7 protein-coding genes are annotated in these 11,208 nt (G+C 72.3%); all 7 read right to left on the bottom strand.

Annotated features, from left to right (window positions below):
* Positions 1–2,138, bottom strand: a 2,138-nt coding sequence (locus tag CA984_RS38325) for a sensor histidine kinase (RefSeq protein ID WP_086578288.1), incomplete at its 3' end; no start/stop codon positions are given.
* 214 nt (positions 2,139–2,352) lie between these two features.
* Complete coding sequence (locus CA984_RS38320) at positions 2,353–4,017, bottom strand: prenyltransferase/squalene oxidase repeat-containing protein (protein WP_086578287.1); 1,665 nt, start codon at positions 4,015–4,017, stop codon at positions 2,353–2,355.
* The gene (locus tag CA984_RS38315; protein WP_086578286.1) at positions 4,014–4,901 is read right to left on the bottom strand and encodes a terpene synthase family protein; all 888 of its coding nucleotides are present in this window, start codon (positions 4,899–4,901) and stop codon (positions 4,014–4,016) included. The genes CA984_RS38320 and CA984_RS38315 overlap by 4 nt, the downstream gene beginning before the upstream one ends.
* A complete protein-coding gene (locus tag CA984_RS38310) occupies positions 4,898–6,283 on the bottom strand; it encodes a cytochrome P450 (protein ID WP_086578285.1) in 1,386 nt (461 codons plus the stop codon). The genes CA984_RS38315 and CA984_RS38310 overlap by 4 nt, the downstream gene beginning before the upstream one ends.
* A gap of 453 nt (positions 6,284–6,736) precedes the next feature.
* Entirely contained in the window at positions 6,737–7,705 is a 969-nt protein-coding gene (gene meaB, locus CA984_RS38305; protein WP_086578284.1) for a methylmalonyl Co-A mutase-associated GTPase MeaB, read from the bottom strand.
* On the bottom strand, positions 7,689–9,866 hold the full coding sequence (gene scpA / locus CA984_RS38300; protein WP_086578283.1) for a methylmalonyl-CoA mutase: 2,178 nt from the start codon (positions 9,864–9,866) through the stop codon (positions 7,689–7,691). Before scpA ends, meaB begins: the two co-directional genes overlap by 17 nt.
* A partial coding sequence (locus CA984_RS38295) for a methylmalonyl-CoA mutase family protein (protein ID WP_086578282.1) occupies positions 9,863–11,208 on the bottom strand: 1,346 nt, incomplete at its 5' end. The genes CA984_RS38295 and scpA, both read right to left, overlap by 4 nt.

Here is an 11,208-nt window from a genome sequence, read left to right as displayed (position 1 = left end):
GCCTCCCGCCGCCGGGGTGGCGTCGCCGCCTGGAGACTCTCCTCGATGGTCCTCTCCCTCCTGTCGAACGGGCCGTCTAGGTGCCCGTCGAGCGGCCTGTCGAACGGCCCGCCGGTCGGGACGCCGGCCGGGCCGGCGCCACCGGTGACCGCCTGCGGGCCGGCGCCCGGTCCGCGGAGCGCGGTGGTGGCGGAAGACCCGCCGGAGACCGCGGTGCGGGCCTGCGGGACGCTGACGACGGTCTCGGGCTCCGCCTGTTCGGTGATCAGCTCCTGCGGGACCAGGACGACGACCGTCGTGCCACCGTACGGCGAGGCCTTGAACGTGACCCGGATCTCGTGCCGCTCGGCCAGCCGGCTGACCACGTACAGTCCCAGGCGGGCGTTGCCCGACAGCTTGAGCTCGGGCGGGTTGGCGATCCGCTCGTTGGCCCCGGCGATGTCCTCCGGGCTCATGCCCAGGCCCCGGTCCTCGATCTCGATGGCATACCCGTGGGCCACGATGTGCCCGCTGACCTGCACGGTCGTGTAGGGCGGGGAGAAGGAGGCGGCGTTCTCGACCAGCTCGGCGACCAGGTGGATGACGTCGCTCACGGCCCGGCCGTCCAGCGCGACGTCTCCCAGGGGCAGCACGTCCACCCGGGTGTAGTCCTCGATCTCCGCCAGCGAGCCGCGGACCACGTCGATCATCGGGACGGAGTCGCGCCAGGCGCGGCCGGGAGCCGCACCGGACAGCACCAGGAGGTTCTCGGCGTAGCGGCGCATGCGGGTCGCCAGGTGGTCGAGACGGAAGAGGTCCCGCAGTTCCTGGGGGTCGTTCTCCCTGCGCTCCATGACGTCCAGCACGCTCAGCTGGCGGTGGACGAGCGACTGAGTGCGGCGGGCGAGGTTGCGCAGGATGTCGGCGATGTCGCGCCGGAGCTGGGCCTGCTCGACGGCGACCTTGATCGCGGTCTGCTGCACGGCGTTGAACGCCTGTCCGACGTGGCCGATCTGGTCGTCGCCGAACTCCAGCGGCGGCGCCTCGGCGGCGATGTCCACCTCCTGGCCGTGGCCGATCCGCTCCACCACGGAGGGCAGGCGCTGGTTGGCGAGCTCCCAGGCCGCGACCCGCAGCTTGTCCAGCTGCTGGATCAGGGCCCGCGCCGTGGTGATGGACAGGACGACGGAGGCGATGACCGCCAGCAGTCCCAGTCCGCCGGCCAGCGAGAGCCGGACGATGACGCCGACCGCGACCGGGGTGGCCCGCTCGACGATCCCGGCGCCGGCCGCGAGCACGACCTCCGCCAGCCGGGAATGCGCCGGTTGCGCGACGGCGCTCCACCGCCGGACGTCGACCAGTCCGGCGGGCACCGCGCTCTCGTCCGTGATCAGCAGGTTCTCCATGGCGCTCAGCCGGGTGAACTGCTCGCTGCCGGCCAGCCGCCGGTAGGCCTCCTGGTCCGCGGCGGGCAGATCGGCCACCGCCTGGGTGGTCAGGAAGCGCCGGGTGCCGACGATCTGCGTGAGCTGGACGCGCTCGGTGTCGGTGAGCCGTCCCGCCGTCAGGGCGCCCACCATCATGGCGTCCTCCTGGGCCAGCATGTCCCGGGCCCGGTTCATCCCGATGAGCGTCCGGGTGTCGTTGGCGAGCTCGTCGTCGTCCAGCGTGGCCATCGAGTCGTAGACGCGGAAGATGGCGTCGACGACGCCGGTGAACGCCGCGACCGCGCGGGTCCGGTCCATCCGCCGGGCGTCGACCTCCTTGCGCACGGGGGTCAGGCCGTCCAGCAGCCGGCGGGTCTCGGCGATACGGTGCCCGAGGGTCGCGCCACCCAGCAGCCGCACACCGTCGGCGCCGGTGAGTTCCCGGAAGTTGGCGCCGGCCTCGTCGGTGCGCCTGCGCTGGGCGGCCAGCGCCTCCTGCCGCTGGCGCTCGGCGCCGAACGCGCCCAGGGTGATCGCGGTGAGCCGCCGCTCGGCCTGCAGCTCGACGATGAGCCGCTCGCTGGGGTCGGCCACGTCGGAGTTGAGGGTGGCCACACCCAGCATGTTCAGACCGTCACGGACCGTCACCCATGCGGTGAACGCCCAGAGCGCGGTGAGTGACACCAGCAGTGCCGTGACTTTGGTCCGCAAGCGCGCGTTGCGCAAGCGCATGGCATCCACCCCGGGAAGCAGAAAGAAAATAGACGGCATGCTTTGCGACAGTCAATGGATATGCGCCACCGGTCGCCGCGTCGCACGGATCAGCAGGACATCCCACATCACACCCGCTGCACCCTAGCAATGTAATCAAATACCCTCAAGACGGGATCAACCAAAGTGGCCTTCTGTCCTATTTAGGAATTTACGGCCGATTTTTCAATGTAAGTTACCCTCCCGTAAGATTCATTGTCCGTTCCGCCAGATGAAGCGCGCCCAGAACAGCCGCCCGGACGATCGCCACCGGCAGATACAGGTCCTTGTCGACCCAGAGCGGCGCTCCGTGGTCGTGGCCGGCCAGCAGGTGGCGGCGGCCCCGCTCCACGGCCTCCCGCCACCGCCCTCCGCGTACGGCACCGGCCAGCAGCAGCGTCTGCAGCGCGTAGGCGGTCTCCTCGGCGGTGCCCTCCCAGCGGCCCCACGACCCGTCCCGGCGCTGGGTGCCGAGCACCCAGTCCACGGCCCTGCCCACCGCCTCCTCCGACTCCTCGCCGCCGAACTCGCTCAGCGCGATCGCACAGCAGGCCGTGGCGTAGTAGGGCGAGACGTGCCAGCGGTCCATCCAGCTCCCCCGCGCCTGCTGGCGGCCGCGCAGCCACGACGCCAGCTTGGCCGTCACGGCCGCGTGGCGGGGCTCCCCGCCGCACCGGCGCACATACTCGCCGAAGGCGTCGAGCACGTGCGCGTTGGTCGTCAGGGACATCCCCTCCTCCCCGCGCCAGGTGCAGAAGTGATCCTCCGTCTCGAACGGCCACAGCCCCTCCGGTTCGCGCGGCTCGCCGAGCAGCGCCAGCGCGTACAGGGCCACGGAGGTGGTGTCGGCGTCGGCCGGCAATCCGGGCCCCGCGGCGACGCCCTCCGGGCCGAGCCCGTCGCGCAGGCTCGCGGCCAGCTCCGGCGGCACGTCCACGGCGATGCCGGCGCGCAGCAGCCAGCTCACCGTCCAGCCGCGTTCGAACACGGTGATGGGGACGGTGCACGGCACCGGTCCGCCGGAGGCGGCCACGACCGCCTCCAGGTACCGCTGTACGGGCGTCCCCTCCCGGCTGGACCGCCCCGTGCCGCGCGGCGCGGCACCGCCCGCCGCTCCTCCCGCGGGCTCGGGCGGCACGGCCAGCCAGGCGGCACTCGCCCCGGGAGAGGCCCCGACGGCCGCCATCCCCCCGGGCATCGGCGTGGGGACGACCCCGGAGACGGCGATCGCCTCCCCGCCCGCGACCTCCAGCGCGTGGACCAGTTTCTGGGGGATCGCCGCGCCCGACGCCAGCCATGTCCTGACCGCCGCCAGCTTGGCGCCGCTCACCCCCTGGAGCGGTCCCCGCCCGTCGAGGTGGCCGTCGATCAGGGAGAGCAGGGAGGGCACGATGAGCTCGATCGCCGGCATGTCGGGCAGCGCGGCTCCCGGGCCCGCGGCCTCCCAGCCCCGTACGGCCGCCAGCCCGCGCCCGGCCGCCGCGGCCAGGAGGCCGGGATCGGCGCAGGGACTCTCCCTCCGGCACTCGGCCAGGAGCGCCTCGACCGCGCTCAGCGTGGGGACGAGGCCGTAGCCGCCGGGCGCGCCCCAGCCCCCGTCCGGGCGCTGGCCGGCGAGCAGGAAACCGACCCGCTCGGCGTGCCCGGCCAGCCACGGCGCCAGGCTCACCACCCGGCCGGTCTCGTACGGCGAGGCAGACACCTGGCCCCACGGCACGGCCAGCAGTCCCGCGACCAGTTCGCGGGCCTCCCTGGCCACGCCGCTCTCCTCCGGGAGAGCGGAGGCCGGGACGCCGGGCGCCGGGGAGAGCGACGGCGGGAGGGCGGAGGCCGGGGGCGCGGACAGTCCGTCGATGCTCACAGCGTCCCCCAGTAGTCGCCGACCTGGTAGAACCCGGCGCAGAAGTCCATCTGCCGCTCCATGTAACCGGCCAGCTCCGGATGGGCGGCACGCAGCGGGGCGATCAGTTCCCTGCTCCGGGCCGCGAGCTCGGCGATCCGCCGCTCGACCTCTGCGCGGCCGCCGCCGAGCAGGAGCGCGTTGAGATCTCCCCAGGCGAGGTCCCGCTCGTAGGTGCCCAGGTCGTTGAGGAGGCGGATGACCCGCTGCACGGCCCGGCCCGCCTCGCGCACCCGGTCGACGTCCGCGACCGGGCCGTGGCCGGTGACGTGGATCCAGTGGGCGGCGAAGACGAAGGAGAAGCCGAGGTTGTCGGCGTTGCCGAGATACTCCTCGAACGACGGTCTTGCCTTGTCGCTCTTCCAGCGCCACTCCACGAGCATTCCCTCCAGCATGCGCCGCAGCTCGTCGAGCCAGACCGGCCCGAGTTCCGGGAACGCGGGCGAGGACGCGAGCTCGTCGCGGATGCCGGCAAGCATGCGGGTGAGGTCGTCGCCGGGGACGGGGGCGGCGCCCGCGGCCACGTCCGCGCACCGCCGGGCGATCTCCTCGACCTCCTGCCGCGAGGCGGCGACGTAGTCGACGAGCCAGTCCAGCCCGAACGCCCAGAGGGAGACCTTGTTCGCCATCCGGAGCTGCTCGGCGGTGAACCACGGCCCGCTGAACGCCATGGCGAGCGAGAGCGTGCTGTACAGGGCGGCGTCGAACGGCTTGGCGGAGAAAAGACCCGGGTAGGCCTCCGCCCACTCCCGCATGTCCCGCTGGGACCGCCCGGCCCCCGCGCAGATCGCCCCGCACTCCGCCGCCGTCGGCCGGACGCCGTGCTCGGGGTCGGCCGCCATCATGCCACCCCAGCCCGGTCGCGCCCTGCGAAGGACACGCCCAGATCGACCTTCTGCCTGGGACGCAACGAGGCGGCCCACCCCGTGGGATACGGCCCCGGGGTGGGCACCGCCACGCGGAACCGGCTGAGGACGGAGGCGACCAGGAGCGGCGCCTCGACGTAGAAGAGGTGCTCGCCCAGGCACTTGTGCGGCCCGCCGCCGAAGGGGAAGTAGGAGTACCTGTGCCTGCGTTCCCCGTCGCCGGTCGCGAACCGCTCGGGGTCGAACTCGTCCGGGCGCTCCCAGAAATCATCCAGCCGCTGCGTGGCGTAGGGGCAGATGAAGACCGTCGAGCCGCGCCTGATCCGCACGCCGCCGATCTCCGCGTCCTCCATGACCTGCCGGGGCAGCAGCCAGCCCGACGGGTACAGGCGCAGAGTCTCCAGCAGCACCATCCGGGTGTAGGCGAGCCCGGGGAGGTGTTCGGGACGGGCCGGCCCGTCGCCGACCACCTCGTCGATCTCCGCCTGGAGCCGGGCCGCGACCCGCGGGTGCTCCTTCAACAGCAGCCACACCCAGGTGATGACCATCGCGGTGGTCTCCGACGACGCGGCGTAGACGCTGACCAGTGCGTCGCGGATCTGCGTGACGGTGAGCGGGTCGCCGTTCTCGTCGGTGGACCGGCAGAGCACGGAGATGACGTCGGTGCTGTCGTCGGGAGCGGCCATGGCCCTGCGCACGATCGGATACACGACGTCGTCGATCCGCTTGACGGCCTTCAGGAGTGCCCGGTCGCGGGGCACCCGGATCGAGTAGGGCATGAACGGCATGAGGAACCGGTAGACGAGGGAGTGGGCGACCGTGTCGAAGGCGGGGATGATGCTCTCCCCGTCCTCGCGGTCCAGCTTGTCGCCGAACAGCACCCGGTTGACGATGTAGCTGAGGATGTTGGACATCTCGGTGGTGGCGTCGAAACTCCGCCCGTCCCGGGCGTACCGGTCCCACTCCTCGATGCGCCCGGCGACGCGTCTGGAGACCTCCTCGGAGATCGTGGCGATGTACCGCGTGGTGAACATGGGCTGCAGAACCTTCCGGCTGATGCGCCACTGCTCGCCGTCACCCATGATGCTGTGCCCGAAAAGGCGCTCCAGCGGGCGCCAGAACATCCCCACCCGCTGGTAGTTCGTCCACTCCAGGCGCATGACCTGCTGGACGTGGTCGGGATGGGAGACCAGGTAGGGACGGAACGGCCCCAGTTCCAGCCGGACGATCTCTCCGCCCGCCTCCCGCGCGAACTCCGCGAGCGCGCCCGCGGGCTCGCGGACCAGTTTCGGCAGGGCCCGGTGTATCGGAACGGACCTCACTCGCCGTTGGACGGATCGGGCGGCCGTATCGGTCGACATTGCCAGACTCTCCCCACTGATGGACGGAATCCGCGCAGCGTGATCACCGCCCACGGCGACCCGTGGGCGGTGCGGGCGCAATCCGGGGCCGGGCCACTCCGGTGTGGCCGATCCCCGCACGGGGGCAGGTCAGGGCCGGTCGACCGGCAGCCCTTCCACGACCTTCCCGCGCCTCGCCATGCGCCTTCTCACACTCGCGTAGCTAAAGAGTGCTTATTACGTGTTTCATGACTCTTCGGGCGAAGTATTCCATGTTCCACTCTCTGTGATCAAGGTTGAAGTAGAGCAATGATCCACTGATGCGCGAAACAATTGCGTAATTAACCGAGATTCCATGTGGTATAGACCGAATTCGGCATCTCGATTTTTGACTAAAAGTCACGCAACGTAGTCATGAGTGCACATTCACGCGCCCCCTGGCCGGATCCGGCCAATTCTGCCGGGCTCTCCGCGTCAGTGCTTGAAGACCGCCAGCAGACGGTCGGCGGCGAGGGAGGGCGTCAGGAGCCCGGCCTGCACGTCCCGCTCGACCTCGGCCGTGATGGCGGCGACCTCGGGGTGCGCGCGGAGCCTGGACAGCAGGCGCTCGGTCACCAGGGACCAGGTCCAGGCGACCTGCTGGCGCCGGCGACGGGCGGCGAGCTCGCCGGAGGCGGCCATGGCGTCCTGGCGCCGGACGAGCTGCCCCCAGAGCTCCTCCAGGCCGGTGCCCTCGCGCCCGCTGCAGGTCAGCACCGGCACCGCCCGCTCGGAGCGGAGCAGCCGCAACGCCCCCGCCAGCTCCCTGGCCGCCCTCCTGGCGTCCAGCTCGTGCGGGCCGTCGGCCTTGTTGACCGCGATCACGTCGGCGAGCTCCAGCACGCCCTTCTTGATGCCCTGCAGCTGGTCGCCGGTCCTGGCCAGGGCGAGCAGCAGGAAGGTGTCCACCATGTCGGCGACGGCGGTCTCCGACTGGCCGACGCCGACGGTCTCCACGAGCACGATGTCGTATCCCGCCGCCTCCACCACGACCATGGCCTCCCGGGTCGCCTTGGTGACCCCGCCCAGGGTGCCCGAGGTGGGCGAGGGCCGGATGAAGGCCGCCGGGTCGGCCGCCAGGCGGGACATCCTGGTCTTGTCGCCGAGGATGCTGCCCCCCGTCCTGGTGGACGACGGGTCGACGGCGAGCACCGCCACCCGGTGGCCCTGCCCGGTCAGGTACACGCCGAGGGCGTCGATGAAGGTGGACTTGCCGACGCCCGGCACGCCGGTGACGCCGATCCGGCGCGCCTTCCCGGCGAGCGGGGTGAGCTCGACCAGCAGCCGCTGGGCCAGGTCCCGGTGGTCGGCCCTGGAGGACTCCACCAGCGTGATCGCCCGTGCGATCCACGCCCGGGAGCCCTCCTTCACCCCTCGGAGGTAGTCGTCAAGCGTCCGCGTCATGGCCCAGCCGGGTGAGCAGGTCGGCGAGCAGGCCGCGGGCGGCGTCGGCGATCACGGTGCCGGGTGGGAAGATCGCGGAGGCTCCGGCGGCGCGCAGCTCCTCGAAGTCGCCCGGCGGGATGACGCCGCCGACCACGATCATGACGTCGCCGGCGCCCAGCTCCGCGAGCGCCTCGCGGAGGGCGGGGACCAGCGTCAGGTGCCCCGCCGCCAGCGAGGAGACCCCCACCACGTGCACGTCGGCCTCGACCGCCTGGCGGGCGACCTCCTCGGGCGTCTGGAACAGCGGGCCGACGTCGACGTCGAAGCCGAGGTCGGCGAAGGCGGTGGCGATCACCTTCTGCCCCCGGTCGTGGCCGTCCTGGCCCATCTTGGCCACCAGGATCCGCGGGCGGCGGCCCTCCAGCCGTTCGAACTCGGCGCACGCCGTACGGACCTCGTCCACGCCCGAGCCCACCTCCTCGCGGTACACCCCGGAGATCGTACGGACCTGACCGGCGTGCCGCCCGAACACCCGCTCCAGCGCGTCGGAGATCTCCCCGACCGTGGCCTTGGCGCGGGCGGCCTCGATGGACAGCGCCAGCAGGTTGCCGTCGCCCGCCGCGCCCTTGGTCAGCGCCTCCAGCGCCTGGGCCACCTGACCGGCGTCGCGCTCCTCACGCAGGCGGCGGAGCTTGTCGAGCTGCCGGTCCCGGACGGAGGTGTTGTCGACCTTGAGCACGTCGATGGCCTCGTCGGCGTCGGGCCGGTACTTGTTGACGCCGATGACCGGCTGGCGCCCGGAGTCGATGCGCGCCTGGGTGCGGGCGGCGGCCTCCTCGATGCGGAGCTTCGGCAGGCCCTGACCGATCGCCTTGGCCATGCCTCCGGCGGCCTCGACCTCCTCGATGTGCCCCCAGGCCCTGCGGGCCAGCTCGTGGGTGAGCCGCTCGACGTAGTAGGACCCGCCCCAGGGGTCGATCACCCGGCAGGTGCCGGACTCCTGCTGGAGCAGGAGCTGGGTGTTGCGGGCGATCCGCGCGGAGAAGTCCGTGGGCAGGGCCAGGGCCTCGTCGAGGGCGTTGGTGTGCAGCGACTGGGTGTGGCCCTGCGTGGCGGCCATCGCCTCGACGCAGGTGCGCACGACGTTGTTGAACACGTCCTGGGCGGTGAGCGACCAGCCGGAGGTCTGCGAGTGGGTCCGCAGCGACAGCGACTTGGGGTTCTTCGCCCCGAATCCGGACACCAGGCGCGCCCAGAGCAGCCGGGCGGCCCGCAGCTTGGCGACCTCCATGAAGAAGTTCATGCCGATGCACCAGAAGAACGACAGGCGCGGCGCGAACCTGTCGACGTCGAGCCCCGCCTCGACGCCCGCCCGCAGGTACTCCACCCCGTCGGCGAGGGTGTAGGCCAGCTCCAGGTCACACGTGGCCCCGGCCTCCTGGATGTGGTAGCCGGAGATCGAGATCGAGTTGAACTTCGGCATCCTCTCGCTGGTGTAGGAGAAGATGTCCGAGATGATGCGCATCGACGGATCGGGCGGGTAGATGTAGGTGTTGCGGACCATGAACTCCTTGAGGATGTCGTTCTGGATGGTCCCCGCGAGCTGCTCGGGCGCCACCCCCTGCTCCTCGGCCGCCACGATGTAGAGCGCGAGCACCGGGAGCACCGCGCCGTTCATGGTCATCGACACGCTCATCCGGTCGAGGGGGATCCCGTCGAAGAGCTGCCGCATGTCGTAGATGGAGTCGATGGCCACCCCGGCCATGCCGACGTCGCCGGCCACGCGCGGGTGGTCGGAGTCGTAGCCGCGGTGGGTGGCCAGGTCGAAGGCGACCGACAGGCCCTTCTGCCCGGCGGCCAGGTTGCGCCGGTAGAAGGCGTTGGACTCCTCGGCGGTGGAGAACCCGGCGTACTGCCGGATGGTCCACGGCTGGTTGACGTACATGGTCGGGTACGGCCCGCGCAGGTACGGCGCGGCGCCCGGGTAGGTCTCCAGGAAGTCCAGCCCGGCCAGGTCGCCGGCCGTGTAGAGCGGCTTGACCCCGATCCCCTCGGGCGTCTCCCACACCAGGTCCTCCGGCCCCTTGCCGGTGGCCTCCCGTACGGCCCGCGCCCATCCGGCCGGGTCCGGCGTCACGGGCTCACCCTTCAGCCCGATTCCGGAGAAGTCGGGAATCATCGAGCCACCCCCAGATCGTCGAAGGTCGTGCGGAGCACGCCGAGCGCGTCGCACCCGGCATGGAGGTTGGCGTCCACGCCTGCGAACTCTCCCTTCCCGGCCAGCCAGACCTTCCGCGCCCCCGCCTGTCTCAATGCGGCGGCCACGGCCTCGGCGTGCTCGCCGTACAGCCTGTCGCTGGAGCACAGGCACGCGACCTCCGCGCCGCTGGCGGTGAACGCGGCGGCGATCCGGCCGGGGTCCACCCCCGGCGCGGCGGCCGCGGCGGGGTCCGCGCCGGGGGCGGCGGCCGCGGCGGTCACGGTGGCGATGCCGCCGGACTGGAACAGGTTCGCCGCGAACGACGCCCTGGCGGTGTGCGCGGCCACCGGCCCGATGGTCGCCAGGAACACCTTCGGCCTGCTCTCCTGGGCGTCGGCCAGGTCGCGGAGCGCCTCGAACTCCTGGGCGTAGCGGACACCCCCGGCCCTGCCGGGCCTGGCCCGGCGGACGGGGATCCGCTCGGCGAGGTCGGGGAACTCGCTCACCCCGGTGATCGGGTCGCGGCGGTGGGCGATGTTCGCCGAGCGCCGCTCCCAGGTCGCAGCGGTCCGCCGGGCGACGAGCCCCGACTCCAGGGCCGCGGCCATGCCGCCGGCGCGCTCGATCTCCTGGAACCACTCCCAGGCCTTCCCGGCCAGCTCCTCGGTGAGGCGCTCGACGTACCAGGAGCCGCCGGCCGGGTCGATCACCCGGGCCACCCCGGCCTCCTCGACGAGCAGCGCGTGGGTGTTGCGCGCGATGCGGCGGGCGAAGGCGTCCGGCAGGCCGAGCCGGGCGTCGAACGGCTGCACGGTCACCGCGTCGGCCCCGCCGGTCCCGGCGGCGAAGCAGGCGAGTGTGGTGCGGAGCATGTTCACCCACGGATCGCGGGCGGTCATCATGGCCGAGCCGGTCACCGCGTGCTGCCGCTGCCCCGCCCCGCGCCCGGACGCCGCGGCCCCGCACACCTCGGCGACGCGCGCCCAGAGCCGGCGCGCGGCGCGGAGCTTGGCGATGGTGAGGAACTGGTCGGCTGTGGCGGCGTAGCGGAACTCCAGCTGCCCGAACGCCTCGTCGACGGTGAGACCCGCGCCGGTCAGGATCCGCAGGGCCGCGACCCCCGCCGCGACGGAGCAGCCGAGCTCCTCGGCGTCGCTGCCGCCCGCGTCGTGGTAGGGCGTGCCGTCCACGACGACCGCCCGCAGACCCGGGAGGTCGGCGACGCAGCGCCGGGCCAGGTCGATCGCGGTCTCCGGGTCGCGGAGCGGGTCGGCGCCCAGGTTGCCGGCGAGCTCTCCCGGCCCCCTCTCCCCTGCCGGAC

This window comes from Streptosporangium minutum, assembly GCF_002149035.1.
Taxonomy (GTDB): domain Bacteria; phylum Actinomycetota; class Actinomycetes; order Streptosporangiales; family Streptosporangiaceae; genus Streptosporangium; species Streptosporangium minutum.
Note: the sequence above shows the minus strand (reverse complement) of the source record. Positions and strands in the feature narration are given on the sequence as shown.